The sequence below is a fragment of the Escherichia sp. MOD1-EC5950 genome, assembly GCF_002965345.1.
Classification (GTDB): Bacteria; Pseudomonadota; Gammaproteobacteria; order Enterobacterales; family Enterobacteriaceae; genus Escherichia; species Escherichia marmotae.
Genome location: NZ_PTSR01000016.1, coordinates 72950 through 98825, shown reverse-complemented (window position 1 = coordinate 98825; position 25876 = coordinate 72950). Strand labels below are relative to the sequence as shown.

General features: G+C 52.0%; 25 protein-coding genes. 10 read left to right on the top strand and 15 right to left on the bottom strand.

Going from position 1 to position 25876, the window contains the following annotated elements:
- Window positions 1-88: 88 nt before the first annotated feature.
- Genes hemG through pepQ form a run of 4 tightly spaced genes read right to left on the bottom strand, consistent with a single transcriptional unit; the run spans window position 89 to window position 4081 of the window.
- A complete protein-coding gene (hemG, locus tag BEA93_RS16050; RefSeq protein WP_000853977.1) occupies window positions 89-634 on the bottom strand; it encodes a menaquinone-dependent protoporphyrinogen IX dehydrogenase in 546 nt (181 codons plus the stop codon).
- Window positions 635-645: 11 nt separating this feature from the next.
- Entirely contained in the window at window positions 646-2097 is a 1452-nt protein-coding gene (gene trkH / locus BEA93_RS16045) for a Trk system potassium transporter TrkH (protein WP_000545680.1), read from the bottom strand.
- A gap of 38 nt (window positions 2098-2135) precedes the next feature.
- Window positions 2136-2750 carry an IMPACT family protein gene (locus BEA93_RS16040; protein ID WP_001517360.1) on the bottom strand — a complete coding sequence of 205 codons (615 nt, stop codon included), beginning with the start codon at window positions 2748-2750 and terminating at the stop codon, window positions 2136-2138.
- Window positions 2750-4081, bottom strand: a complete 1332-nt coding sequence (pepQ, locus tag BEA93_RS16035; RefSeq protein ID WP_001517361.1) for a Xaa-Pro dipeptidase — start codon at window positions 4079-4081, stop codon at window positions 2750-2752. The genes BEA93_RS16040 and pepQ overlap by 1 nt, the downstream gene beginning before the upstream one ends.
- Before the next feature lie 188 nt (window positions 4082-4269).
- Between pepQ and fadB the strand changes: the two genes are divergently transcribed.
- Window positions 4270-6459 (top strand): fatty acid oxidation complex subunit alpha FadB, encoded by a 2190-nt coding sequence (fadB, locus tag BEA93_RS16030; RefSeq protein WP_016249457.1) that lies wholly within the window; start codon window positions 4270-4272, stop codon window positions 6457-6459.
- Window positions 6460-6468: 9 nt separating this feature from the next.
- Window positions 6469-7632 (top strand): acetyl-CoA C-acyltransferase FadA, encoded by a 1164-nt coding sequence (gene fadA / locus BEA93_RS16025; protein WP_000438693.1) that lies wholly within the window; start codon window positions 6469-6471, stop codon window positions 7630-7632.
- Window positions 7633-7779: 147 nt separating this feature from the next.
- Here the strand turns inward: fadA and fre are convergent, their stop codons facing one another.
- Both fre and ubiD read right to left on the bottom strand, forming a co-directional pair.
- Window positions 7780-8481, bottom strand: coding sequence for an NAD(P)H-flavin reductase (fre, locus tag BEA93_RS16020; protein WP_001517365.1), 702 nt, complete (start codon window positions 8479-8481; stop codon window positions 7780-7782).
- Between the two features lie 45 nt (window positions 8482-8526).
- Window positions 8527-10020, bottom strand: coding sequence for a 4-hydroxy-3-polyprenylbenzoate decarboxylase (gene ubiD / locus BEA93_RS16015; protein ID WP_000339824.1), 1494 nt, complete (start codon window positions 10018-10020; stop codon window positions 8527-8529).
- A 166-nt stretch (window positions 10021-10186) separates the two neighbouring features.
- On the opposite strand from ubiD, the gene rfaH reads away from it, so the two are divergent.
- On the top strand, window positions 10187-10675 hold the full coding sequence (gene rfaH, locus BEA93_RS16010) for a transcription/translation regulatory transformer protein RfaH (protein WP_001192396.1): 489 nt from the start codon (window positions 10187-10189) through the stop codon (window positions 10673-10675).
- Here rfaH and tatD read toward each other — a convergent pair.
- From tatD to udp, 9 genes are all read right to left on the bottom strand, one after another.
- Window positions 10672-11454 carry a 3'-5' ssDNA/RNA exonuclease TatD gene (gene tatD / locus BEA93_RS16005; protein ID WP_010377432.1) on the bottom strand — a complete coding sequence of 261 codons (783 nt, stop codon included), beginning with the start codon at window positions 11452-11454 and terminating at the stop codon, window positions 10672-10674. The two genes, rfaH and tatD, sit on opposite strands and share 4 nt — an antisense overlap.
- Window positions 11455-11495: 41 nt before the next feature.
- Window positions 11496-12272, bottom strand: coding sequence for a Sec-independent protein translocase subunit TatC (gene tatC, locus BEA93_RS16000; protein WP_000109943.1), 777 nt, complete (start codon window positions 12270-12272; stop codon window positions 11496-11498).
- 2 nt (window positions 12273-12274) lie between these two features.
- Window positions 12275-12790 carry a Sec-independent protein translocase protein TatB gene (gene tatB / locus BEA93_RS15995; RefSeq protein WP_000459603.1) on the bottom strand — a complete coding sequence of 172 codons (516 nt, stop codon included), beginning with the start codon at window positions 12788-12790 and terminating at the stop codon, window positions 12275-12277.
- A gap of 3 nt (window positions 12791-12793) precedes the next feature.
- Window positions 12794-13063: a Sec-independent protein translocase subunit TatA gene (tatA, locus tag BEA93_RS15990; RefSeq protein WP_001517367.1), complete on the bottom strand. Its 270-nt coding sequence runs from the start codon at window positions 13061-13063 to the stop codon at window positions 12794-12796.
- Window positions 13064-13141: 78 nt separating this feature from the next.
- Entirely contained in the window at window positions 13142-14782 is a 1641-nt protein-coding gene (gene ubiB / locus BEA93_RS15985) for a ubiquinone biosynthesis regulatory protein kinase UbiB (protein WP_000187550.1), read from the bottom strand.
- The gene (ubiJ, locus tag BEA93_RS15980; protein ID WP_001116105.1) at window positions 14782-15387 is read right to left on the bottom strand and encodes a ubiquinone biosynthesis protein UbiJ; all 606 of its coding nucleotides are present in this window, start codon (window positions 15385-15387) and stop codon (window positions 14782-14784) included. Before ubiJ ends, ubiB begins: the two co-directional genes overlap by 1 nt.
- Before the next feature lie 13 nt (window positions 15388-15400).
- Window positions 15401-16156 carry a bifunctional demethylmenaquinone methyltransferase/2-methoxy-6-polyprenyl-1,4-benzoquinol methylase UbiE gene (ubiE, locus tag BEA93_RS15975; RefSeq protein WP_000227958.1) on the bottom strand — a complete coding sequence of 252 codons (756 nt, stop codon included), beginning with the start codon at window positions 16154-16156 and terminating at the stop codon, window positions 15401-15403.
- Window positions 16157-16250: 94 nt separating this feature from the next.
- Window positions 16251-17678 carry a DNA recombination protein RmuC gene (gene rmuC, locus BEA93_RS15970; RefSeq protein ID WP_105224760.1) on the bottom strand — a complete coding sequence of 476 codons (1428 nt, stop codon included), beginning with the start codon at window positions 17676-17678 and terminating at the stop codon, window positions 16251-16253.
- Between the two features lie 140 nt (window positions 17679-17818).
- Window positions 17819-18580: a uridine phosphorylase gene (gene udp, locus BEA93_RS15965; RefSeq protein WP_000045177.1), complete on the bottom strand. Its 762-nt coding sequence runs from the start codon at window positions 18578-18580 to the stop codon at window positions 17819-17821.
- 261 nt (window positions 18581-18841) lie between these two features.
- On the opposite strand from udp, the gene BEA93_RS15960 reads away from it, so the two are divergent.
- From BEA93_RS15960 to BEA93_RS15930, 7 genes are all read left to right on the top strand, one after another.
- On the top strand, window positions 18842-19651 hold the full coding sequence (locus BEA93_RS15960) for a dienelactone hydrolase family protein (RefSeq protein WP_010377425.1): 810 nt from the start codon (window positions 18842-18844) through the stop codon (window positions 19649-19651).
- Between the two features lie 256 nt (window positions 19652-19907).
- On the top strand, window positions 19908-20576 hold the full coding sequence (locus BEA93_RS15955) for a cysteine hydrolase family protein (RefSeq protein ID WP_001517370.1): 669 nt from the start codon (window positions 19908-19910) through the stop codon (window positions 20574-20576).
- A gap of 5 nt (window positions 20577-20581) precedes the next feature.
- The gene (locus BEA93_RS15950; RefSeq protein ID WP_016249452.1) at window positions 20582-21442 is read left to right on the top strand and encodes a DUF2877 domain-containing protein; all 861 of its coding nucleotides are present in this window, start codon (window positions 20582-20584) and stop codon (window positions 21440-21442) included.
- Between the two features lie 94 nt (window positions 21443-21536).
- Window positions 21537-23096, top strand: coding sequence for an acyl-CoA synthetase FdrA (gene fdrA / locus BEA93_RS15945; RefSeq protein ID WP_105224761.1), 1560 nt, complete (start codon window positions 21537-21539; stop codon window positions 23094-23096).
- Window positions 23093-24517, top strand: coding sequence for a DUF1116 domain-containing protein (locus tag BEA93_RS15940; RefSeq protein ID WP_085449424.1), 1425 nt, complete (start codon window positions 23093-23095; stop codon window positions 24515-24517). Before fdrA ends, BEA93_RS15940 begins: the two co-directional genes overlap by 4 nt.
- Window positions 24510-25466 (top strand): carbamate kinase, encoded by a 957-nt coding sequence (gene arcC, locus BEA93_RS15935; protein ID WP_105224762.1) that lies wholly within the window; start codon window positions 24510-24512, stop codon window positions 25464-25466. The genes BEA93_RS15940 and arcC overlap by 8 nt, the downstream gene beginning before the upstream one ends.
- A gap of 16 nt (window positions 25467-25482) precedes the next feature.
- Window positions 25483-25872 (top strand): allophanate hydrolase-related protein, encoded by a 390-nt coding sequence (locus BEA93_RS15930; RefSeq protein ID WP_001517374.1) that lies wholly within the window; start codon window positions 25483-25485, stop codon window positions 25870-25872.
- The last annotated feature ends 4 nt before the right edge of the window (window positions 25873-25876 follow it).

Sequence of the window (25876 nt, the reverse complement as noted above, 5' to 3'; positions counted from 1 at the left end):
AGTGGTGGCGCATTATAGGGAGTTATTCCGGCCTGACAAGAGGAAATTTAAAATAATTTTCCGAATGCGTGTTTTTTATTCTTTATGCTTATTTCATCATCGGTTTGTTGGTTAAATGGGCGATTTCTCGGGCAAAATTCGCTACCTGTTCCCAATCGGTATAGACAACTTCTTTGCGCGTATCCGTTTCTCCGCCAGACATCTTCATAATCAGCTTGATCATAAAGCGGTCGTACCAACGGTAGCGTGGATAACGCAGCGCCCCAGCGATAACCGCGCAGCGATCGGGACGCCATTGTGAGTTCATCAAAAACTTCCGCGCGTAGCTGTTGGTCTGCACAGTACGCTTCTCCGGTTTGCGCGCCACCAGGTTCACCGAGTAAAAGGCGCTCGGCATGGAGTTCAGGCGTGTGGCATGCGTTTTGACAAACTCCTGGAACGCAGAATGGTAATGACCGTAGCGAATAGATGCACCAATTACCACGCAGTCGTAGTTTTCCCATTCTGGTTCTTCGGTGCGATGCAAGTTGACAACATCCGCCTGGCTCCCCAGTTCTTTCAATTCCGAAGCCAGATACGAGGCAATCTCGCGCGTTTGTCCATCCCTTGTTGAGAAAAGAATTAATGTTTTCACGTATTACTCCATCATTCACGCCAGAAAGTCGGGGTAAAGAGCACCAGCAATGTAAAGACCTCGAGACGACCAAATAGCATATTGGCAATCAGGATCCATTTAGCCACCGGATTCATGCTGGTAAAGTTATCAGCAACCACACCAAGCCCTGGCCCCAGGTTATTCAATGTCGCAACAACCGACGCAAAGGCAGAAAAGTCATCCACGCCAGTGGCGATAATCGCCAGCATACTGACAATAAAAACTAACGCATAAGCAGAGAAGAATCCCCACACGGCTTCAAGGATGCGTTCCGGCAATGCGCGGTTCCCTAGCTTAATGCTATAAACAGCATTCGGATGCACCAGACGTTTCAGCTCACGGTTCCCCTGTTTGAACAACAGCAGAATGCGGATCACTTTCAGGCCACCGCCCGTTGACCCGGCGCAACCACCGATAAATGCAGAGCACAACAGTAGTACCGGCAAAAAGAGCGGCCAGCGGGCAATGCTGTCGGTCGTAAACCCGGCGGTCGTCGCCATCGACACTACCTGGAAAAATGCCTGGTTAATCGTCATCAGCGCCGAACTGTAGACATTATGAAACCACAGTACGAGTGTACAAATAACCACCAGCGTAAACTGTACGCCGATAAACATGCGAAATTCCGGATCGCGCCAGTAAACCTTCAGACTACGCCCACTTAACAGCGAGAAGTGCAGACCGTAGTTACAGCCGGAGATCAGCAAGAAAATAGCAATAATAGTGTTAATGGTCGGGCTATCGAAATAGCCAACACTAGCATCATGTGTCGAGAAACCACCAATAGCGATTGTCGCAAAGCTATGACCGATGGCATCAAAGGCATCCATTCCAGCAAACCACAGCGCCAGCGCACAGGCGACGGTCAACAGAACATAAATCAACCACAAAGTTTTTGCCGTTTCCGCAATACGCGGGCGCATTTTGTTATCTTTCAGCGGGCCGGGCATTTCCGCGCGATAGAGCTGCATTCCACCTACACCGAGAATAGGCAGTATCGCGACTGCTAACACGATGATCCCCATCCCGCCAAACCATTGCAGCATCTGGCGATAAAAGAGGATGGCATGAGGGAGTGAGTCCAACCCCACCAGCGTCGTTGCGCCTGTGGTGGTCAGACCGGAGAAGGATTCAAAAAACGCATCTGTAATGGTGAGGTTCGGGCTTTCCGAGAAGATAAAAGGGAGCGCACCGACACTACCCAGCACGGTCCAGAACAGCACCACAATCAGAAACCCTTCGCGGGATTTCAGCTCGCCCTTCTCTTTACGGTTCGGCCACCACAGCATGGAGCCAATCGCGAGGGCGACAAAAAAGGTCTGGGTAAATGCGCGGCCCGCCCCATCCCGGTAGATGAGCGCTACCAGCCCAGGGATAATCATGGTCCCTGAAAATAAGATGACCAGTAGTCCAACGATTCGGGTTATGGCGCGAAAATGCATCTCTGCCGCTTCCTTAGTTCTGCAAAATGAAGTGGGGATTATTCTTCAATCGCTAACAATTGCAATGAACCACGGCTAAAATCCGCCAGCTTTGCGGAAAATTCAGCCACTTTCGCCGCCGGAAGCGCCACCCGCAGCAGAACGAATGCCTGATAATCGCTGGTAATAACTTTGCCGTCACACTGCCCCAGCAACGCTTCAATACCGGTTAACTGACTATATTCACATTGCAAAGTATATTCGGTTAATGGCGTCTTGCGTTGGGTCGTTAGCTGGCGCAGTGCCTGATTCACGCCGCCGCCATAAGCTTTCACTAACCCACCGGTGCCCAGCAATATGCCGCCGTAGTAGCGCACCACCACGGCGGTAATTTCCCCGACGCCGCTGCCCATCAGTTGGGCGAGCATCGGTTTACCTGCCGTTCCCGCCGGTTCACCGTCATCGGAGAAGCCCAGTTGTTGTGAATCGTCAGGCGCCCCCGCCACCCACGCCACGCAATGGTGGCGAGCATCGGGGTGTTCTGCCCGTACTGATTCAACAAACGCTTTCGCCGCCTCGACGCCATCGGTATGTGCCAACAGCGTAATGAAGCGGCTTTTTTTGATCTCTTCAACGACCGTGACCGGTGCCGCAGGAATTAACCAGCTTTCCATCACGCCAGCTTCAAATCCCGGGTCATGTTTTCCACGTTATTTTCGTGGATCACCACGTTGTCTTCGATACGAATGCCGCCGAACGGTTTCAGTGCTTCAATTTTCTGCCAGTTGAAGTGTTTGCTGAACTGCCCTTCACGCCACGGAGCCAGCAGCGATTCGATGAAGTAGATACCCGGTTCGATGGTTAACACCATCCCCGGCTGGAGAATACGAGTGCAGCGCAGGTACGGATATTTTGCCGGTGCCGCGAGATGCGTACCACTATCATCCTGCATAAAACCGGCTACGTCATGCACCTGCAGGCCAAGCGGATGCCCGATACCGTGCGGCATAAACGGCCCGGTAAGATCGTTTTCGACCATCGCTTCTTCACTCATATCAGTGATGATTTGGTGTTTACGCAACAGTTTAGCGATGCGCTGATGGAACTGGATGTGGTAATCCACATAGCTGACACCCGCCTTCATGGTGGCGATCAGCGCCAGTTGTTCATCATTAACGTCTTTCACCAGTTGCGCATAGTCATTGTCGCTTTTTGCCGACCAGGTACGAGTCAGGTCAGCCGCATAGCCGTTATATTCGGCCCCGGCGTCCAGCAGGAAGCTGCGCATCTCTTCCGGCGCCTGATGATCCAGTTTGGTGTAATGCAACACCGCAGCATGTTCGTTAAGCGCCACAATGTTGCTGTAAGGTACGTCGGTATCACGATGGCCGGTCGCGGTCAGGTAGGCGATGTTGATATCGAACTCGCTCATACCGGAACGGAAGGCTTCTTCTGCCGCGCGATGACCATTGACCGCCATTTTCTGCGCTTCACGCATACAGGTCAGTTCGTACTCGGTTTTGAAAGAACGGTAGTAATGCAGGTAGTCAATGACCCCTTTCGGGTTGATGTTGCTGGCCTCAATGCCCAGTTGCAGCGCACGTTCCGGCACCGGACCAATATAACCGATATTGCCGCGCGCGGCAGGCAGTTGGCTACCAATACCATCAGCTTTCGGCAGCGCGATCACTTCCACATCTTCAGTCCAGAAGGAGGTCGGCAGCGGTTCGACGTTGTGCCAGTAATCAACCGGCAGATAAAACCACAGTTTCGGTTTGTTCACGCCATCCACCAGCAACCAGCAGTTTGGCACCTGAGTTACCGGCACCCATGCTTTGAATTGCGGGTTCACTTTAAACGGATAGGGATGATCGTCGAGAAAAACGTTGAACAGCTCGCCAGAGTGAATAAGTAATGCATCCAGCTTGAAGCGCGCCAGCGCATCGCGAGTCCGTTCTTGCAAGGTAGCTATATGATTTTTATAAAGCGAGGCCAGTGATTCCATTTTTTACCCTTCTGTTTTTTGACCTTAAGTCTCCGCATCTTAGCACAACGTTCATACAGAGCGTGATTTCTGCCGAGCGTGATCAGAACGGCATTTCTTTAATCTTTTATTTGCATATTTTTAACATAAAACACACACTTCAAGCCATCTGGTACGACCAGATCACCTTGCGGATTCAGGAGACTGACATGCTTTACAAAGGCGACACCCTGTACCTTGACTGGCTGGAAGATGGCATTGCCGAACTGGTGTTCGATGCCCCAGGCTCAGTTAATAAACTCGACACTGCAACCGTCGCCAGCCTCGGTGAGGCCATCGGCGTGCTGGAACAACAATCAGATTTAAAAGGGCTGCTGCTGCGTTCGAACAAAGCAGCCTTTATCGTCGGTGCTGATATCACCGAATTTTTATCGCTGTTTCTCGTTCCGGAAGAACAATTAAGCCAGTGGCTGCATTTTGCCAATAGCGTGTTTAATCGACTGGAAGACCTGCCGGTGCCGACCATTGCCGCGGTCAACGGCTACGCGCTGGGCGGTGGCTGCGAATGCGTGCTGGCGACCGATTATCGTCTGGCGACGCCGGATCTGCGTATCGGGTTGCCGGAAACCAAACTTGGCATCATGCCGGGCTTTGGCGGCTCCGTGCGTATGCCACGAATGCTGGGCGCTGACAGTGCGCTGGAAATCATTGCCGCCGGTAAAGATGTCGGGGCCGAACAGGCGCTGAAAATCGGTCTGGTTGATGGCGTAGTCAAAGCAGAAAAACTACTTGAAGGCGCGATGGCAATTTTACGCCAGGCCATTAACGGCGACCTCGACTGGAAAGCGAAACGTCAGCCGAAGCTGGAACCGCTGAAACTTAGCAAGATTGAAGCCACCATGAGCTTCACCATCGCTAAAGGGATGGTCGCACAAACAGCGGGGAAACATTACCCGGCCCCCATCACCGCAGTAAAAACCATTGAAGCCGCCGCCCGTTTTGGTCGTGAAGAAGCCTTAAACCTGGAAAACAAAAGCTTTGTTCCGCTGGCGCACACCAAAGAAGCCCGCGCACTGGTCGGCATTTTCCTTAACGATCAATATGTAAAAGGCAAAGCGAAAAAACTTACCCAAGACGTTGAAACACCGAAACAGGCCGCTGTACTGGGTGCGGGCATTATGGGGGGCGGCATTGCTTACCAGTCCGCGTGGAAAGGCGTGCCGGTTGTCATGAAAGATATCAACGACAAGTCGTTAACCCTCGGCATGACCGAAGCCGCGAAACTGCTGAACAAGCAGCTTGAGCGCGGCAAGATCGATGGTCTGAAACTGGCTGGCGTGATCTCCACGATTCACCCAACGCTCGACTACGCCGGGTTTGACCGCGTGGATATTGTGGTAGAAGCGGTTGTTGAAAACCCGAAAGTGAAAAAAGCCGTGCTGGCAGAAACTGAGCAGAAAGTACGTCCGGATACCGTGCTGGCTTCTAACACTTCAACCATTCCTATCAGCGAACTGGCCAACGCGCTGGAACGCCCGGAAAATTTCTGCGGGATGCACTTCTTTAACCCGGTGCACCGGATGCCGTTGGTAGAAATTATTCGCGGTGAGAAAAGCTCCGACGAAACCATCGCAAAAGTTGTCGCCTGGGCAAGCAAGATGGGCAAGACGCCGATCGTAGTTAACGACTGCCCGGGCTTCTTCGTTAACCGCGTGCTGTTCCCGTACTTCGCTGGTTTCAGCCAGTTACTACGTGACGGCGCGGATTTCCGCAAGATCGACAAGGTGATGGAAAAACAGTTTGGCTGGCCGATGGGTCCGGCATACCTGCTGGATGTCGTGGGGATTGATACCGCGCATCACGCCCAGGCAGTGATGGCAGCGGGCTTCCCGCAGCGGATGCAAAAAGATTATCGCGACGCCATCGATTCATTGTTTGATGCCAACCGCTTTGGTCAGAAGAATTGCCTCGGTTTCTGGCGCTATAAAGAAGACAGCAAAGGCAAGCCGAAGAAAGAAGAAGATTCCGCCGTTGACGGCCTGCTGGCAGAAGTCAGCCAGCCAAAGCGTGATTTCAGCGAGGAAGAGATTATCGCCCGCATGATGATCCCGATGGTCAACGAAGTGGTGCGCTGCCTGGAAGAAGGCATTATCGCCACTCCGGCAGAAGCGGATATGGCGCTGGTCTACGGCCTGGGCTTCCCTCCGTTCCACGGCGGCGCGTTCCGCTGGCTGGACACCCTCGGCAGCGCGAAATATCTCGATATGGCGCAGCAATATCAGCACCTCGGCCCACTGTATGAAGTGCCGGAAGGTCTGCGTAATAAAGCGCGCCATAACGAACCATACTATCCCCCGGTTGAGCCAGCCCGTCCGGTTGGCGACCTGAAAACGGCTTAAGGAGTCACAATGGAACAGGTTGTCATTGTCGATGCAATTCGCACCCCGATGGGCCGTTCGAAGGGCGGTGCTTTTCGTCACGTGCGCGCGGAAGACCTCTCCGCTCATTTAATGCGTAGTCTACTGGCGCGTAATCCGGCGCTGGAAGCAGCGGCTCTCGACGATATTTACTGGGGTTGTGTGCAGCAAACGCTGGAGCAGGGTTTCAACATCGCCCGTAACGCGGCGCTGTTGGCAGAAGTGCCGCATTCCGTCCCGGCGGTTACCGTCAATCGCTTGTGTGGTTCATCCATGCAGGCATTGCACGACGCGGCACGAATGATCATGACTGGCGATGCGCAGGCATGTCTGGTCGGCGGTGTGGAACATATGGGTCATGTACCAATGAGCCACGGTGTCGATTTTCACCCAGGTCTTAGCCGCAATGTTGCCAAAGCGGCGGGCCTGATGGGCTTAACGGCAGAAATGCTGGCGCGTATGCACGGTATCAGCCGTGAAATGCAGGATGCCTTTGCCGCACGGTCACACGCTCGTGCCTGGGCCGCCACGCAGTCGGGCGCATTTAAAAATGAAATCATCCCGACAGGTGGTCACGATGCCGACGGTGTACTGAAGCAGTTTAATTACGACGAAGTGATTCGCCCGGAAACCACCGTGGAAGCCCTCGCCACGCTACGTCCGGCGTTCGATCCAGTCAGCGGTACGGTAACGGCGGGCACGTCTTCTGCGCTTTCCGATGGTGCTGCAGCCATGCTGGTGATGAGTGAAAGCCGCGCCCGTGAATTAGGTCTTAAGCCACGCGCCCGCGTGCGTTCGATGGCGGTTGTCGGTTGTGACCCGTCGATTATGGGTTACGGCCCGGTTCCGGCCTCGAAGCTGGCGCTGAAAAAAGCGGGGCTTTCTGCCAGCGATATCGGCGTGTTTGAAATGAATGAAGCCTTTGCCGCGCAGATCCTGCCGTGTATTAAAGATCTGGGGCTGATGGAGCAGATTGACGAGAAGATCAACCTCAACGGTGGCGCGATCGCACTGGGTCATCCGCTGGGCTGTTCCGGTGCGCGTATCAGCACCACGCTGCTGAATCTGATGGAACGCAAAGATGCCCAGTTTGGTCTGGCGACGATGTGTATCGGTCTGGGCCAGGGCATTGCGACGGTGTTTGAGCGGGTTTAAACACTTGCCGGATGCGGCGTGAACGCCTTATCCGGCCTACGGTTCAGGACTCTTTGTAGGCCGGATAAGACGCGACATAGAGTAATGCCACTGAATAAAGCTTTAGTTGCCGTTTTTCCCGCCTGTCAGGGGCGGGTTTTTTAACCCTTAGATAAACGCAAACGCATCGCCAAACAGGCGATCTTCCCGCGCATTACGCTCATTGCAGAACAGGTCTCGGGCGATTTTCGCCATCTCAAAACGTCCAGCGATATAGATATCATGCTCTGCTAACGTACCGTGATCCTGCAACACCGCCGTTAATACCGTACCGGTACGCCCTCGCCAACCCGCTTCCGGCTGTTCAACCACCGGCACCACTTGTAAACCAGGATGCTTAAGCGAAAGCGCCTCAAGCTCAGAAAGATCGTACAGATGTTGCTGCTCACGCCCGCCCCAGTAAATAGTGATATTACGATTGGGATTACGCGCCAGCGCCGTCAGCAAAATAGAACGGGCATAAGAGAAGCCCGTGCCGCCGGCAATAAGAATCATTGGACGCTCTTCATCATCGCGCAGCCAGGCTTCACCGTGGGGGATATCGACTACGATTTGATGATCTTTAAGGATGCGGTCCATGACAGCTTTCGCGTAAAGATTGATTTCAGAAGCACCGATATGCAACTCGATAAATCCTTTTTCATCAGGCGTTGAGGCCATTGAAAATGGGCGTTTATCGCGCTCGTCCATCACTACCATCAAATACTGACCTGCACGGAATGAAAAGGCCGCATCTGGCACGATTCGAACACGGTATACGGTATCCGTGATAGCTTCTACCGAGGTCACTTTACAGCTTAAGGTTGTCATGCGCTTTCTCTGTCGGATCAATAAATAGGGCAAAACAAACGCGCATCAGGCGCTTTTACCGTTGTTAAAGATGGCCAGTTCATCCCAGATTGCGTCAATATGCGCAACAACATCCGGATCTTTTTTGATAGGACGCCCCCACTCACGCTGGGTTTCCCCTGGCCATTTATTCGTGGCATCCAGCCCCATTTTTGAACCCAGCCCGGAAACAGGCGAGGCAAAGTCCAGATAATCAATAGGCGTATTTTCAACCAGCACCGTATCCCGCGCCGGGTCCATGCGGGTAGTAATCGCCCAAATCACATCGTTCCAGTCGCGTGCGTTGACATCATCATCGCAGACGATCACAAATTTAGTGTACATAAACTGACGTAAGAACGACCAGACGCCCATCATGACGCGCTTTGCGTGTCCAGCGTACTGTTTTTTGATCGTCACTACCGCCAGTCGATAAGAGCAGCCCTCCGGCGGCAGATAAAAATCAACAATTTCCGGGAACTGTTTTTGCAGAATCGGCACGAACACTTCGTTCAGCGCCACGCCCAACACCGCAGGTTCATCTGGCGGACGACCGGTATAGGTGGAGTGGTAAATCGCATCTTCACGCTGGGTAATGTGCGTTACGGTAAAGACAGGGAAGCTATCAACTTCATTATAGTAACCCGTGTGGTCACCATATGGGCCTTCTGCAGCCATCTCACCCGGGTCGATATACCCTTCCAGCACGATTTCTGCACTGGCAGGTACTTCGAGGTCATTAGAAATGCACTTCACCACTTCGGTTTTGGTGCCACGTAACAATCCGGCAAAGGCGTATTCCGACAACGTATCCGGCACTGGCGTCACCGCGCCGAGAATCGTCGCAGGATCAGCCCCCAGAGCAACAGAGATCGGAAAACGTTCACCCGGATGCGCCGCGCACCACTCCTGATAATCCAGCGCACCGCCGCGGTGCGACAGCCAGCGCATAATCAGCTTGTTTTTACCAATCAACTGCTGGCGATAAATGCCAAGATTTTGCCGCTCTTTGTGCGGCCCCCGCGTCACCGTCAACCCCCAGGTAATCAACGGAGCAGCATCTTCCGGCCAGCAGGTCATAATGGGAATGCGGTTGAGATCGACATCATCACCAGAAACAATTTTTTGCTGACAGGGCGCACCACGTAACCGTTTCGTCGGCATGTTCAACACCTGCTTAAACTGCGGCAGCTTATCAAACAGATCGCGAAAGCCTTTTGGCGGCTCCGGTTCTTTCAGAAACGCTAATAATTTACCGACTTCCCGCAACGCCGAAACATCCTCTTGCCCCATACCCATAGCGACACGTTTCGGCGTACCAAACAGGTTGCACAGCACCGGCATTGAATAACCTTTAGGATTTTCAAACAACAGCGCAGGTCCACCGGCACGCAATGTGCGGTCGGCTATTTCAGTCATTTCCAGATGCGGATCCACCGGGAGCGTGATACGTTTTAGCTCACCCTGCTGTTCAAGCAAGGTCAGGAAGTCGCGTAAATCGTTATATTTCATGGCGTCCATTGTAGCCTCTTAATCTGCGCACATTATACGGCGTTCATCTTTACGATGCTGTAAATTTGTTAAATTAGCGTGAACTCAGGCGGTATAACGCAAACCCGGGAATATAATTAACTTAACGCATCGCTTTTGCTATTCTTGCGCCCCGATTAAACGGATAAGAGTCATTATGCAATCCTGGTATTTACTGTACTGCAAGCGCGGGCAACTCCAACGTGCCCAGGAACACCTCGAAAGACAGGCGGTTAATTGCCTGGCGCCGATGATCACCCTGGAAAAAATCGTACGAGGCAAACGTACTGCAGTCAGTGAGCCATTGTTCCCCAACTACCTGTTTGTGGAATTTGATCCAGAAGTGATTCATACCACCACCATCAACGCCACTCGGGGTGTCAGCCACTTTGTCCGTTTTGGCGCATCGCCAGCGATAGTCCCATCGGCGGTGATTCATCAGTTATCGGTGTATAAACCGAAAGACATTGTCGATCCGGCAACGCCATATCCAGGTGATAAGGTGATTATTACCGAAGGTGCTTTCGAAGGTTTTCAGGCCATTTTCACCGAACCCGACGGTGAGGCACGCTCTATGCTCTTGCTTAATCTTATCAATAAAGAGATTAAGCACAGTGTGAAGAACACCGAGTTCCGCAAACTCTAGAACGCAATCCCAAATAACTTTTTGACATTGGCATCCGTGGTGGCAGCCAGCCATGCGGCATCTTCCCCACGCCAGTGCGCAATACGTTGCAAAATATGGGGCAAACAGGCTGGCTCGTTGCGCCGGGAGGATGGCTTCGGCGTGAGATCGCGCGGGAGCAAATACGGTGCATCAGTTTCAATCAGTAGTTTATCTGCCGGAATCAACGGCAACAGTTCTCGCAGTTCCAGTCCGCGTCGTTCATCGCAAACCCAACCAGTAATGCCAATATAAATGCCTCGCGCCACACATGCCTGCATCTCTTCGCGTGTGCCAGTAAAACAGTGCAACACCGCGCCAGGTAGTTTATCCAGCCACGGCTCCAGCAATGTAATAAACCGCTCATGGGCATCGCGACAGTGCATAAACACCGGCATGTTTAATTCTGCGGCAATACGCAACTGGGCAACAAAGGCACGTTCCTGTTCTTCTGGCGTAGAAAAGTTGCGGTTAAAGTCGAGGCCACACTCACCCATCGCCACCACTTCTGGCTGCGAGGCCAGCTCCACAAGCACTTCTTCTGTTGCATCTTGCCACTGGCTGCTGTCGTGAGGATGCACGCCTGCCGTTGACCAACAGTGCAGATACTGACGCGCCAGTTTTTGCGCCTGTTGGCTTTCGTGCAGGTTAGTACCGGTGATGAGTAGCCCATCAACACCCGCAGCAAAAGCGCGTGCCACAACATCATCGCGGTCTTTCGCAAATTGCGAACTGGTCAAATTAACGCCGATATCAAACATCCTGCTCTCCATATGACAACCGCCCTGACGGGCGGTTGAATTTATTCTTCAGTTTTTTCGCTTTCTGCTTCAGCGTCGTTTTCTTCTTCCCGGTTTCGGCCTTTACCAACGTAAAAGCGTGAGAAGAAGACACCGATTTCAAACAGGCAGTACATCGGGATCGCCAGCAGCGTTTGCGAGAAGACATCCGGCGGCGTCAGTAGCATCCCGACAACAAATGCGCCAACCAGCACATACGGGCGTTTTTTGCGTAAGTCTTCTGGAGAGGTAATCCCCATCCAGCACAGCAGCACAATTGCCACCGGTACTTCGAAGGAGACGCCAAACGCCATAAACAACGCCATAACGAAGCTTAAGTAGCTGGCGATGTCGGTGGACACCTGTACCCCTTCTGGCGCGGTATTGGCAAGGAAGCCAAATGCCAGCGGGAAGACCACAAAATAGGCAAACGCCATACCGATATAAAACAGCAGAGAGCTGGAAACCAGCAACGGCACCACCAGACGACGTTCGTGCTTATACAGCGCGGGAGCGATAAACGCCCACACCTGATAGAGAATCACCGGCGCTGACAGAATCAGCGACACCATAAAGGTCAACTTGATCGGCGTAAAGAACGGCGAGGCCACGTCGGTGGCGATCATCGTTGAACCTTGCGGCAACTGCTTGATCAACGGCGCGGATACCAGGTGATAGATATCATTGGCGAAATAGACCAGGCACAGAAATATCACGATCACCGCGATAATGCAGTTCAGCAGACGCTTACGCAGCTCAATCAGATGCGTGATAAGCGGTTGAGTATCTTCTACAGACATGTTTACGGTTTATCACTCGATGAAGGGGAAGATGCAGCGGTTTTCGGTTCAGCGTCCGCAGCAGGTTTTACCACCGGCTCTGGCGTGGCTTCTGGCTTCTGTTCCGGCGAACTGGCCTGAGTTTCCGCAGCGGCAGGCGTGACGCCTTCATGCGCAGCCTCATTGTCTTTCACCACCGGGTTATGGATGGTGTGCGCTTCATCACTCACCTTTTCAGGATCGTTTGCGACGTAGGAACGTTTCATCGACTCCGCGGCCTGGCGCAGTTCATCCATCGACGCTTTCAGTTCGGGTGTCAGGTTAGTGAGACTCGCCTTTTCAACCTTTTTCAGGCTGTCCTGAAACTCCTGGAGTTTTAACTCCTGGGTCAGTTCGTTCTGCACCGTTGTCGCCAGTGAACGCAACGCACGAATCCAGCCCGCTACCGTTTTTACCGCCACAGGCAGTCGTTGCGGCCCCAGAACGACGAGGCCGATGATGAATACCAATAGCAGTTCGCTAAAACCGATATCAAACACGGATTACACCTGCTCTTTATCGTGGCGCTTCGCGTCTTCTGTTTTAGCCTGTTCCTGGTTCGTATCCGCCTGCTTATCGACGATAGTTTTCGCAGTAAAATCAGCATCCTGACTGGTTTTATCCTGCTTTGGTTCATCATCGCTCATTGCTTTTTTAAAGCCTTTGATCGACGCACCAAGATCGGAACCGATGGAGCCGAGCTTTTTGGTGCCAAAAAGCAGTACAACGATGACGGCAATAATCAATAACTGCCAAATACTGATACCACCCATACATGTTCCTCTGTGGTAGATGATGATTAAACAAGGCCGCATTATACGTTACACGGCCCGCCTTGAGCGATGAAAAAATCAGCGTGTTTTGCGCCAACCGACAAACCAGGCGCTCAGCCCCCCCGCCATTAACCAGGCGGGCATCAACCCAAATTCAGGTCGACTGACCAACAAGAATGTGCCACTTAATACTAATGTCGCACCAATTCCGAGAAAATAACGGGATTGTCCCTGACGCACATGATTCGACTGTAACTCGCGCGCAATCTTATCAACACTGTGCTGTAAATACTTGCCCTGGCGCAAACTGTCATAAACCAATTCAGGCAGTTCTGGCATTTTTTCGATCCAGAACGGCGCTTTTTCCTTAAAGGCTCTCACCAGCGCAGGAATACCAACCTGATCTTTAATCCACGATTCAAGGAAGGGTTTTGCAGTTTTCCATAAATCGAGCTGTGGATAAAGTTGCCGTCCAACGCCTTCGATATAGAGCAACGTTTTCTGAAGTAACACCAGTTGCGGCTGCACTTCCATGTTGAATCGACGCGCCGTATTAAACAGATTTAACAGCACATGTCCAAACGAAATTTCCGCCAGCGGTTTTTCAAAGATAGGCTCGCACACGGTACGAATGGCAAATTCAAAATCTTCCACGTTGGTATCTGGCGGCACCCAGCCTGAATCAACGTGCAACTCCGCCACTTTGCGATAGTCACGGTTAAAGAAGGCGATAAAGTTTTCCGCCAGATAGCGTTTATCTTCTTTGTTTAGCGAGCCAACAATCCCGCAATCAATACCGATATACTTCGGGTTTTCCGGGTGTTCGAAGCTTACGAAGATGTTGCCTGGGTGCATGTCGGCATGGAAAAAACTGTCACGGAAGACCTGAGTAAAAAACACCTGCACGCCGCGTTCCGCCAGCAATTTCATGTTGGTGCCGTTTTTCTCCAGCGCCGCGACATCAGAAACCGGAATGCCGTAGATGCGCTCCATCACCATCATCCCTTCGCTGCAATAGTCAGGGTAAACTTCCGGAATGTAGAGCATCGGGCTGTTTTCAAAATTGCGCCGCAACTGGATTGCGTTAGCGGACTCCCGCAACAAATTCAGTTCGTCGATCAACGTTTTCTCGTACTCGCGAACCACTTCAGTTGGGCGCAGACGACGTCCATCCGGCAGTAAGCGCGGCACCCAGCGGGCGAGACGATAAATAAGTTTCAGATCCGCTTTAATAACCGGCAAAATATCCGGGCGGATAACTTTAATCACCACCTCTTTGCCATTCGATTTCAGCCGCGCAGTATGTACCTGCGCAACGGAAGCCGATGCCAGGGGCGTAATGTCAAAATCATCAAACCACGCTTCCACCGGCAAGCCGCCCATCGCCGCTTCAATTTGTGCTTTCGCCAGTTTGCCATCAAACGGTGCGACTTTGTCCTGCAATAACGCCAGTTGGTCGGCAATATTCGGCGGGAAAAGATCGCGGCGGGTCGATAACATCTGCCCAAACTTGATCCATACAGGACCCAGTTCTTGCAGCGCCAGTCGTAGCCGCTCGCCTAATGGTTTATCTTTATGCCGATTCGGCATCCAGAACAATGAGTATCGCCATAACCGCAGCGGCAAAGTGATACGCATTTTAGGAATCAGTTCATCAAGTCCGTAGCTTAAAAAAGTGCGAATGATGAAATACAGGCGCCGTACTTCACCTGGCGTCATTAAACTGCCTCCAGTTTTTCCAGCCGTTTGGTTAGCGCATCAACGGCACGTTCAACGGCGGCTGTCTCTTCCGCAAACCAGGCCACTTCAAGCGGACCTGGCGCCATACGCCACTCTTCGGTAATTGCTTCAGCCACATAACGTTGCTGGCGTTTAATACCGTGATGCAGGAACTTCGCGCCACCACGCAGGGCTTTGCTGATGCCTTCGGCAGCGATATCACCAGTATAAGGAGCCAGCAGCTCCGCTGGGTCAAACTCCGCGAGATCTGCCAGTGCAACGAAGTTCTGTACTACCTGAATATCGCCCTGCACTTCCAGCTCGCCGCTGCGGATTAACGCGGCAAGCTGCTGGCGATCGCGGAGTTTCGGTAACACGCTGGCATAAGCAATGACGGTACAATCAGCATCACCCGCCCATTCTCCCAGAACATCGACCTGACGTTCGCTAAATACCAAAATCAGCGAGGTCGAAAAGCCTTTTACCTCTATGCGCAATACTTTGCCCAACAGACGCGAGCGGGCAGTTTTCAGCGCGGGTGAGCGATACAGGAAGGTGTTGAGCAGACTTTCTATTCCTGCCGTCACTAAAGGTTTAAAAGGCATAGTCGTACTCCTGTCAGAACTTATAACCACGGTGCAGCGCCACAACGCCAGCCGTCAGGTTGTAATAATCGACACTTTCGAATCCGGCATCTTGCATCATGGCTTTCAGGGTATCCTGATCGGGATGCATACGGATGGATTCTGCCAGATAACGGTAGCTGTCGGCGTCATTCGCCACCAGCGAGCCAATACGCGGCAACACATGGAAGGAGTAAGCGTCATAAGCTTTGCTTAGCGGCTCGATAATCGGCTTCGAGAACTCAAGCACCAGCAGACGACCGCCGGGTTTCAGCACGCGATACATCGAACGCAGCGCTTTATCTTTGTCAGTGACGTTACGCAGACCAAACGAAATGGTGATGCAATCAAAGGTGTTATCCGGGAACGGTAGAGCCTCGGCATTTGCCTGAACATACTCAACGTTGCCAATCACGCCGATATTACGCAGCTTCTCGCGCCCCATTTTGAGCATGGATTCATTGATATCAGCGAGGACCACTTTGCCAGTTTCACCGACCAGGCGGGAGAATTTCGCCGTCAGATCGCCAGTGCCGCCAGCCAGATCCAGCACGGTCTGCCCACGGCGTACGCCGCTACAATCGATCGTGAATCGCTTCCACAAACGATGAATACCAAAGGACATCAAATCGTTCATGACATCGTATTTCGATGCCACGGAATGGAAAACGTGGGCGACCATGTCCGCTTTTTGTTCCTTCGCGACGGTCTGAAAACCAAAGTGCGTCGTTTCTTGTGACTTATCCACCATCTCAATGCCTGCTCATCAAAAAATTGTTCCAGAAGTGTAACAGATTGGGCGTCGTTGCCCTAGATTTCTACCCGGCTTAGCTACCCCTAATGGGCTAACGCGATTGCTGATTATATTCATCATCACGTTGATAAGCTTCACCATTCGGCTGCTCCGGAACCGACCGCAATCGGTACTCTTCGTCCTGGCTTACCGCCTGATCGGCCAAATCCGGATTAATCTCGCGTTTAATTTCTACCCCTAAACCACGAAACGCTTCTGCCTGCGCCAGCACATTTCCGCGACCTGAAGAAAGTTTTTTCATCGCCTGGCGATAGTTATCCTGCGCTTTATCCAGACTTTGACCAATCGCAGACATATCATCAACAAACAGGCGCATTTTGTCGTACAGCTTGCTGGCACGATCAGCGATTTGCTGAGCGTTACGGCTTTGATGCTCATAACGCCACAGGTTGGCGATAGTACGCAACGCCACCAGCAGCGTGGTGGGGCTAACCAGCATAATATTGTTTTTCAACGCTTCGGTGATTAGCTCCGGCTGCCTGTCCAGCGCCAGTAAGAATGCCGGTTCGACGGGGATAAACATCAGCACGTAATCCAGGGTTCTTAGCCCCGGAAGCTGCTGATAATCTTTACGCCCCAACAAGCGGATATGGTTACGCACCGACGCGATATGTTCCTGCAATGCGCTTTCGCGGGTGTAGTCGTCTTCCGCATTGAAGTAGCGTTCATACGCGACCAGCGTCATTTTGGCGTCGATAACCACATCTTTCCCCTGTGGTAAGCGCACGATGACATCTGGTTGCATCCGCGAGCGGGCGTCATTTTCGATGCTGACCTGGGTTTCATATTCATACCCCTCACGCAACCCGGAAGCCTCCAGTACTCGCGTTAATACCACTTCGCCCCAGTTACCCTGGGTTTTATTGTCGCCTTTTAGCGCCCGTGTCAGGTTGATTGCTTCCTGGGCCATTTGGGCGTTGAGTTGTTGGAGATTGCGAATTTCGTGGGTCAGGGTATGGCGTTCTTGTGCTTCTTTACCAAAACTGTCCTGAACCTGACGGCGAAAACCATCCAGTTGTTCACGCAGCGGCGACAAAAGGCTGTTCAGACTCTGGCGATTTTGTTCATCAACCCGGCGATTGCTGTGTTCAAAAATACGGTTAGCGAGGTTTTCAAACTGCTCGCTTAAACGCTGTTCGCTGTTGATCATCTGGCGAATTTTATCGTCAGCATGTTGCTGTGCGGCTTCCATCCGCGTGGTCACTTCACGCAGATCGGCCTCCAGCGAGGCGTTAATACTTTGCAGGCTGCGCACTTCGTTATTGAGTAGTTCACACTCTTCACGCCAGTGCTCACTTTGGGTAATTTGTTGTTTTGCCGCACTTAACTCCGCAACCATCTCTTCACGTTCGGCTAGTTGCTCGGCTTTTTGCTGTGCATGTTGATAACTGGCAAACAGCCAGCCGATGGCCACACTGACCAGTGCAATAATGGCATAAACAATGATTGAGAAATCCACAAAGCCTCCTGACGCAACAACTTACCCGCACAAAATAGAATTGTGCTGTACAAACGTCCAGTTGGAAAGGCATTTCCTGCGAGGCGCTACGCAAAAATACAAAAGGCCGAACGTATCGGCCTTCAGACAGGAGAAGAGAATTACAGCAGACGACGCGCCGCTTCCACCACGATTTTCACCGCATGGCTTTCGGTTTGTTTCATCGTCTCAGCATTCGGGATCTCTTGCTGGGTGCGGTTAACAATAACGCCAGCTACCATACCGGCACGCAGGCCCTGGCTTGCACACATGGTCAGCAGAGTTGCAGATTCCATCTCATAATTCATTACGCCCATCGCCTGCCACTCTTCCATAGAGCCTTTAAAGTGACGGACTACACGGCCAGAATAAGTGTCGTAACGTTCCTGGCCCGGGTAGAAAGTGTCAGAAGAGGCAGTCACACCCACGTGAGTGGTTGCACCAATAGACTTCGCTGCTTCAACCAGCGCGGTAGTACATTCGAAATCAGCCACTGCCGGGAATTCCAGCGGTGCGAAATGCAGGCTCGCGCCATCCAGACGAACAGACGCCGTAGTAACCAGTACATCACCAACATTAATATGCGGCTGAATAGCGCCAGTCGTACCGATACGCAGGAAAGTGCGAATGCCAAGCTGTGCCAGTTCTTCAACGGCAATAGAAGTCGACGGACCACCGATACCGGTAGAACAAACGATAACAGGTTTACCATCCAGCTCTGCACGCCAGGTGGTGAATTCGCGGTGAGATGCCAGTTTAACCGGCTTATCCATTAGCGCGGCGATCTTTTCCACACGATCCGGGTCGCCAGGAACGATGGCTAGCGTAGCCCCTTGTAAATCGTTTTTAGTGAGGCCGAGATGAAAAACATCAGACTTGGACATATACAACTCCTCTGTGAATCGGTTTAGTCAGAAGAAGCAAAAAGATACTTTACCGAAGGGATTAACATTTTTTCGTGATAATCATCACTATGATGCAAATGTGTTGCATACATTTACTCATCAAAAGTGACTTAAATCACATAATTTGCTCTTAAGTCAGTAAGGCTGCTTAAAAGATGAGCCATTTGAGGCAATGTGAATTGTTGCATGCTGACTATAGTTAACATTGCGCAAAATTTTCATAAGGGTACGGAGAATCCCATGACAACAACACAACAATCCGGATTTGCACCTGCTGCATCACCCCTCGCCTCAACAATTGTTCATACCCCGGACGATACGATTGTGGCAGGGTTCACCTCTATCCCTTCACAAGGGGATAACATGCCTGCTTATCATGCTCGTCCAAAGCAGAGCGATGGCCCACTACCTGTGGTCATTGTAGTGCAGGAAATTTTTGGTGTGCATGAACATATCCGCGACATTTGTCGCCGTCTGGCGCTGGAGGGGTATCTGGCTATCGCACCAGAACTTTACTTCCGCGAAGGCGATCCGAATGATTTCACCGACATCCCGACGCTGTTAAGTGGTCTGGTAGAAAAAGTACCTGACTCACAGGTGCTTGCCGATCTCGATCACGTCGCCAGTTGGGCGTCACGCAATGGCGGTGATGTGCATCGCTTAATGATCACTGGATTTTGCTGGGGTGGGCGAATCGCCTGGCTGTATGCCGCACATAACCCGCAACTGAAAGCGGCGGTGGCGTGGTATGGCAAACTGACGGGCGACAAAACATTAAATTCACCGAAACAGCCTGTTGATATCGCGACTGACCTTAATGCCCCGGTTCTCGGGTTGTACGGCGGTCAGGATAACAGCATTCCGCAGGAGAGCGTTGAAACCATGCGCCAGGCGCTGCGGGCAGCGAACGCGAAAGCGGAGATTATCGTTTACCCGGATGCCGGACATGCATTCAACGCCGATTATCGCCCGAGCTATCATGCCGAGTCTGCGCAAGACGGCTGGCAGCGAATGCTGGAATGGTTTACGCAGTATGGTGTTAAAAAGTAACGCCATTGCCGCTAAATCTGATGATTAAGCTCACACAATTTCAACGATTTTTTTAATCTCAAAAACATACAGCATCAAAAAATTTGTTGCTGTATGCCACTATTTGACCCCCTTCACATTCGTCATCACACCACCTGCTGAATGCAAAAATTTCGTTGCTGTGCGGCAAACTTTTTTCCTGTTTTATACCGCTTTTCTCCTGAATACTCGCTCTCAGAACAACCGGATCGTTTAAACATCAGACAGGAGATTTACCATGACGCAATCCATTTTTCAGGCCCAACCCTTTGAATTACCTTTTGATCCGTGTACGACTGCACTGGTCATGATCGACATGCAGCGTGACTTTGTCGAGGCAGGAGGCTTCGGTGAGGCATTGGGTAATGATGTTTCGCTGGTTCGCACGGCTATCGCGCCATGTACAGAGGTGCTGGCAGCCGCACGTCAAAAAGGAATTATGGTTATTCATACCCGTGAAGGCCATCGCGCTGACTTAAGCGACTGCCCACCAGCCAAACTGACACGCGGTGGTAAAACCTTTATTGGTGAACCAGGACCGATGGGACGCATTCTGGTCAGAGGTGAAGCAGGTCATGACATCATTCCTGAACTGTACCCGGTAGCAGGCGAACCGGTGATTGATAAACCTGGCAAAGGCGCTTTTTATCAAACCGACTTACATCTGATTTTGCAAAACCACGGTATCAAGACGCTGATTGTTTGTGGTGTGACTACCGAAGTTTGCGTAACCACCACCGTGCGCGAAGCAAATGACCGTGGCTATGAATGCATCATCCCGGAAGATTGTGTTGGCTCCTATTTCCCGGAATTCCAGAAATACGCCCTGGAAATGATCAAAGCACAAGGTGCCATTTTCGGTTGGGTGACTGATTCCAAAGCCATTATTGCAGGTCTGGAAGGCTAACACCGATGGTACAGGTTACGCTTTGCGCATCGTCGTTGGGGTATCTTTTTCCGCGGAATGAAACGCAAAATTTACGTCTGCATAGTGCTTTTAAGCATGCGGTAAATCTGTCTTCAGAAGCGGGAACATTCATCACCCTGCTGTGTGCGCAAACGTATCTGAATCTCCCTGATGCCGCCAGAGTCATCCTGCCTGAGCGTTGGGACTGGCGAAGAGAGATCGCCCGTTCAGATCCTGTTCAGTTAACCCCTGGCTTGCTACAAACACCTCGCTTTTACGTGGTGCTTCATAACACAACACTCTGGCAGCCGCCATTTGTGGGGGGAATGTTGACACTTGAGGCGTTCCCTTTGGTTTTACAGCACTACCCAACAATGGCATCGCAACGGCTTTTATTTTGTCTGGAGCATAACGTTCAAAGCACATTGCACCTGCCGGATAGCCTCATGCACGAGGGATTAGAGATTATGGAACATCCAGATGCGCTGGAACGCCAGGTGCCACAACTGATCGGCTTTGGCAAAGGCTTAACGCCCGATGGTGATGACTATTTGCTGGGCTATCTGGCGGCGCTCTGGTTATGGCAACTACCTGCACCACTTGCCGATCATCAATACCGGTTGCAGCAGGCAATTAACCAACATGCACACAACACCACGGATATTAGTCGTCATTATCTGGAGCGTGCACTTCAGGGACATTTTTCAGAACCGATTTGCCAGTTACTCGCACAACTGGTTGGGGGCGCATCGGCAATGACCATCGCATCTTGTGCTGAACGGGTCATGCAATTTGGCGCAACGTCAGGAGTGGACTGCCTTGCAGGAATGCTGCATGGCTTTCGAACCCTGAACACCATGAATTGATTTCAACCTTTTCTCCCGTAGCCCGTTTATGGCGCTACACGGGGATGCTTTGCCCGAATTTTGCTATCGGGCGGAATGAAACAGGCATAACAGCATGAAAGTTAAATATAAAGTTTTCAGCAATCTTTATCAGGACTCAGTGTCTCTGATGCAGATTTCCGCGCAAATCAGCAAGTTGCCCGGTATTCAACAGGCCTCGGTCGTCATGGGAACGCCCAATAATCTCGAACAATTGCGCGATGCGGGTCTGGGCGACGAAATCAACGCCAGCCCCAATGATTTAGTGATCGCGGTTATGGGTGAAGAAGAGATTTGCAATGAAGCACTGGTGCTGGCCCAACAACGTCTGACCAGCAAGCCTGATGATGAAACGGATAGTGGCATTAAAACACCGGAAAAGGTCAGTCTGGAAATGGCACTGGAAGCCGAACCCGAAGCCAACCTGGCACTCATTTCTGTACCGGGAGACTACGCCGCCGCCGAAGCGATTAAAGCGTTAAACCTCGGAATGAACGTGATGATGTTCAGCGATAACGTCAGTATCGAGCAGGAAAAATCCATCAAAACTCTAGCCCGGGAACGTCAGCGCATCGTAATGGGGCCGGACTGTGGAACCGCCATTGTTAACGGAATTCCGTTAGGCTTCGCCAATGTGGTGAAACGCGGAGCAATTGGTGTTATCGGTGCATCCGGCACCGGGTTACAGGAAGTGACTTGCCGAATCGACCGGCTCGGAGCAGGCATTTCTCAGGCTCTGGGAACAGGTGGGCATGATCTCCATGAAGAGATTGGTGGAATATCGATGCTCTTTGCTTTAGATGCACTGGCGCAAGATGATGAAACGCGCGTGATTGTGCTGATTTCAAAACCGCCGTCACCCATCGTTGCCCAAAATATTCTGGAGCGTGCCGAGGCTTGTGGAAAACCCGTGGTAGTGAATTTCCTCGGTGCAAATCCGCACGATCTGGCACGCCCCAATATCACCGCTGCCACCACGCTGGCCAGCGCTGCGGATATCGCCGTGGCGTTGCTAAATGCTCAGCCTCTTCCGGCTGTTGAGACAGAGGTTTCCTCTGCCGACCTCGCAATGTTAGAACACGCCAGCCAACATCTGTCAGCCCATCGCCAGGCGATACGCGGAGTTTTCGCCGGAGGAACCTTCTGTTACGAAGCGCAACTTATCTGCCAACAAAAGGGATTCAGCGCAGCCTCCAATACGCCAGTTGCGGGTAATCGCACACTGGCAAATATCTGGCAAAGCGAAGAACACACGCTGATCGATATGGGCGACGATGATTTCACCCGTGGCAAACCGCATCCAATGATCGACCCGACTCTGCGCAATCAACGTCTGCTCAACGAACTCAACGACTCACACACTGCCGTCGTGTTATTCGACCTGGTACTTGGTTATGGCGCTTCCGCTATGCCTGCCAGCGAATTACTGGAGCAACTTTCACACATCAACATGAATAACGCACCGTTGCTGATTGCGCACGTTTGCGGAACAGAAGCTGATCCACAAGTACGCAGCCAACAGATAAGTGCGCTGCAAAACGCAGGCGTCATCATCGCCGGCAGTAATGCACAGGCGGCGCTATGGGCCAGCACCGTTGCGCAGACTCAGTTGCAGAAAAAGGGGCTAAACGCATGAACACCTTATTTAATCAGCCTTTGAAGGTCGTGAACGCGGGACTACACAGTTTTGCTGACAATATTCAACACGCCGGGGGAAGCGCAATTGCCCTCAACTGGCAGCCACCAGCACAAGGCGATATTGACGCTGGATTGGATCTGGCATCGTTGCTACGTCATCCACTGGTAGAAAATGCCAACCAAATCGCCATGACACGTTATCTCGAAGCACAACCTGTGCTGGTGGATGTCATGCTCGCTAAAGAGGCCATTCCAGCAATGGCTGAACAAAAACGTATTTTGCACTCTGGTCCGCCGATTGCCTGGGAAGAGATGTGTGGTCCGGTAAAAGGAGCGATTATTGGTGCCATGCTGTACGAAGGTTGGGCCACCAACCAGCAAGATGCAGAAAACCAGATAACCGCAGGCGATATCGACCTTGCCCCTTGTCATCATTATCACGCGGTTGGCCCAATGGCAGGCATCATCAGCCCGTCAATGCCGTTATGGGTGGTAGAAAACAAAACCAACGGCCACCGTACTTTTAGCAATTTCAATGAAGGTCTGGGTAAGGTTCTCCGTTTTGGTGCCAATAACGACGAAGTTCTCAATCGTCTGGCCTGGATGCGCGATGAGCTGGCTCCGGCAATGAAAGCAGCAATCGCACAACACGGCGAGCTGGAACTCAAGCCATTAATGGCGCAGGCGCTGCATATGGGGGATGAAGTTCATAATCGCAATGCCGCTGCTACCGGTTTGCTGATTAAGCGTCTTCTTCCGGCATTGCTGGCCAGCTCTCTTCCACAAGAACATATCCAGCGCGCCGTGGCATTTATCACCAGTAACGATCACTTCTTCCTTAATCTGTCGATGGCTGCCTGCAAAGCGATGATGGATGCCGCCGCCAATGTACCGTTCAGTTCAATGGTTACGGTAATGGCGCGTAACGGGGTGAATTTTGGTATTCGGCTTTCCGGTACTGGCGATCGCTGGTTCCAGGCTCCCGCCAATGCAGTTGAAGGTCTGTTCTTCCCCGGATTTGGCGTTGACGACGCCGCTGCTGACCTGGGCGATAGCGCAATTACCGAAACCGCAGGTGTGGGTGGCTTCGCGATGGCGTCATCTCCGGCGATCGTCAAATTTGTGGGAGGCCCCCCTGCCGATGCCACCAATAACAGCCGCCGGATGCAGGCAATCACCCTCGGCGGCAATCCCGCATTTACACTTCCGGCTCTCAATTTTGCCCCCACCGCAGCAGGGATTGATGCGCGTAAAGTGACCGACCGCGGCATTTTACCGGTCATCAATACGGGTATCGCCCACAAACAAGCGGGGGTCGGGCAAATTGGTGCCGGGATCACCACTGCGCCAATGGCCTGTTTTGTCGCCGCTGTACGTGCACTGGCTGAGATCGTCGCAAAGGAGAATCATCATGGTTAAGCCTCTGGCTGTTGTCGCGGTTGGCGGCAATGCGCTCATCCAAGACGATCAGCACAATAGTATCCCCGATCAATATGTTGCAGTGATGGAAAGCGTGCAGCATATCGTTGATATGGTTGAAGCCGGATGGGATCTGGTGCTAACCCACGGTAATGGGCCGCAGGTGGGCTTTATTCTGCACCGCTCAGAACTTGCCAGTAACGAAGTTTCTCCGGTTCCGCTTGATTACGCCGTGGGTGATACACAAGGTGCTATTGGCTACATGTTCCAGAAGGCACTGCATAACGAACTGGCTCGCCGTGGCATAAACAAACCGGTAATTGCGCTGGTGACACAAACGCGAGTCAACCCACATGACGATGCTTTCACCAGCCCCAGTAAACCGATTGGCGCATTTCTCGATGAAGTAACGGCTCAACAACGCCAACAACAACTCGGCTGGACTCTGATGGAGGATGCCGGGCGCGGATGGCGGCGTACGGTTCCCTCTCCTGCGCCACTGGAAATTATTGAACATGGCACCATCGCTCATCTGGTGCGCCAGGGATATCTAGTCATTGCCTGCGGCGGTGGTGGTATTCCGGTGGTGCGAGACGGGCAACAACTGAAAGGTGTGGAAGCTGTGATCGATAAAGATCTGGCCTCCGCGCTGCTCGCCAGTCAGTTGGCCGCGGATCTACTGGTGATCCCCACCGGTGTAGAAAAAGTGGCGATTAACTTTGGTACACCACAACAACAGTGGCTCGATGCTATCAGCGTTGCCGAAGCACAAACGCTGTTGCGGGAAGGTCAATTTGGTATCGGCAGTATGCAACCAAAAGTGGAAGCCATTGTTGATTTCATCAATACCAGCCTGCAACAAGGCAAACAGGCCAGCGGCCTGATTACTTCACCGCAAACCATAAAAGCAGCCCTTTCGCATCAGAGCGGCACATGGATAACCCTTTAATTCTCTGGAGAACTCAATGACTACAACACTTTTAGCCGTTAACGGAACGCTGATGCGCGGCCTGGAACTCAACCCAAATATGCAAAAAGCGGGCGGCATTTTTGTCCGTGAAGACCGAACTGACGCCCATTACCGGTTGTGGAGTATTGACGATCGCCATCCGGGAATGATTCGCGTGAATGAAGGGGGAACACACGTCGACGTAGAAATTTGGCAACTGCCACTGGCCAGTTTTGCCGCTCTATTAATGAGCGAACCTGCCGGACTGGCAATTGGCAAAATCAAACTTGCCGATGGTAGCGAAGTGCTGGGCGTACTGGCAGAAAACTGGCTGACCGAAGGCCAACGGGAAATTACAGAACTGGGTAGCTGGCGCAAATACACCGGGCATTTTCATACTGTGTAACGCG

What these genes read in the sequence shown, in the direction of transcription:
- trkH (WP_000545680.1), bottom strand. Translation starts at nt 2,097, where the DNA reads ATGCATTTTCGCGCCATAACCCGAATCGTTGGACTACTGGTCATCTTA.
- BEA93_RS16040 (WP_001517360.1), bottom strand. Translation starts at nt 2,750, where the DNA reads ATGGAAAGCTGGTTAATTCCTGCGGCACCGGTCACGGTCGTTGAAGAG.
- pepQ (WP_001517361.1), bottom strand. Translation starts at nt 4,081, where the DNA reads ATGGAATCACTGGCCTCGCTTTATAAAAATCATATAGCTACCTTGCAA.
- fadB (WP_016249457.1), top strand. Translation starts at nt 4,270, where the DNA reads ATGCTTTACAAAGGCGACACCCTGTACCTTGACTGGCTGGAAGATGGC.
- fadA (WP_000438693.1), top strand. Translation starts at nt 6,469, where the DNA reads ATGGAACAGGTTGTCATTGTCGATGCAATTCGCACCCCGATGGGCCGT.
- fre (WP_001517365.1), bottom strand. Translation starts at nt 8,481, where the DNA reads ATGACAACCTTAAGCTGTAAAGTGACCTCGGTAGAAGCTATCACGGAT.
- ubiD (WP_000339824.1), bottom strand. Translation starts at nt 10,020, where the DNA reads ATGGACGCCATGAAATATAACGATTTACGCGACTTCCTGACCTTGCTT.
- rfaH (WP_001192396.1), top strand. Translation starts at nt 10,187, where the DNA reads ATGCAATCCTGGTATTTACTGTACTGCAAGCGCGGGCAACTCCAACGT.
- tatD (WP_010377432.1), bottom strand. Translation starts at nt 11,454, where the DNA reads ATGTTTGATATCGGCGTTAATTTGACCAGTTCGCAATTTGCGAAAGAC.
- tatC (WP_000109943.1), bottom strand. Translation starts at nt 12,272, where the DNA reads ATGTCTGTAGAAGATACTCAACCGCTTATCACGCATCTGATTGAGCTG.
- tatA (WP_001517367.1), bottom strand. Translation starts at nt 13,063, where the DNA reads ATGGGTGGTATCAGTATTTGGCAGTTATTGATTATTGCCGTCATCGTT.
- ubiB (WP_000187550.1), bottom strand. Translation starts at nt 14,782, where the DNA reads ATGACGCCAGGTGAAGTACGGCGCCTGTATTTCATCATTCGCACTTTT.
- ubiJ (WP_001116105.1), bottom strand. Translation starts at nt 15,387, where the DNA reads ATGCCTTTTAAACCTTTAGTGACGGCAGGAATAGAAAGTCTGCTCAAC.
- ubiE (WP_000227958.1), bottom strand. Translation starts at nt 16,156, where the DNA reads ATGGTGGATAAGTCACAAGAAACGACGCACTTTGGTTTTCAGACCGTC.
- udp (WP_000045177.1), bottom strand. Translation starts at nt 18,580, where the DNA reads ATGTCCAAGTCTGATGTTTTTCATCTCGGCCTCACTAAAAACGATTTA.
- BEA93_RS15960 (WP_010377425.1), top strand. Translation starts at nt 18,842, where the DNA reads ATGACAACAACACAACAATCCGGATTTGCACCTGCTGCATCACCCCTC.
- BEA93_RS15955 (WP_001517370.1), top strand. Translation starts at nt 19,908, where the DNA reads ATGACGCAATCCATTTTTCAGGCCCAACCCTTTGAATTACCTTTTGAT.
- BEA93_RS15950 (WP_016249452.1), top strand. Translation starts at nt 20,582, where the DNA reads ATGGTACAGGTTACGCTTTGCGCATCGTCGTTGGGGTATCTTTTTCCG.
- fdrA (WP_105224761.1), top strand. Translation starts at nt 21,537, where the DNA reads ATGAAAGTTAAATATAAAGTTTTCAGCAATCTTTATCAGGACTCAGTG.
- BEA93_RS15940 (WP_085449424.1), top strand. Translation starts at nt 23,093, where the DNA reads ATGAACACCTTATTTAATCAGCCTTTGAAGGTCGTGAACGCGGGACTA.
- arcC (WP_105224762.1), top strand. Translation starts at nt 24,510, where the DNA reads ATGGTTAAGCCTCTGGCTGTTGTCGCGGTTGGCGGCAATGCGCTCATC.
- BEA93_RS15930 (WP_001517374.1), top strand. Translation starts at nt 25,483, where the DNA reads ATGACTACAACACTTTTAGCCGTTAACGGAACGCTGATGCGCGGCCTG.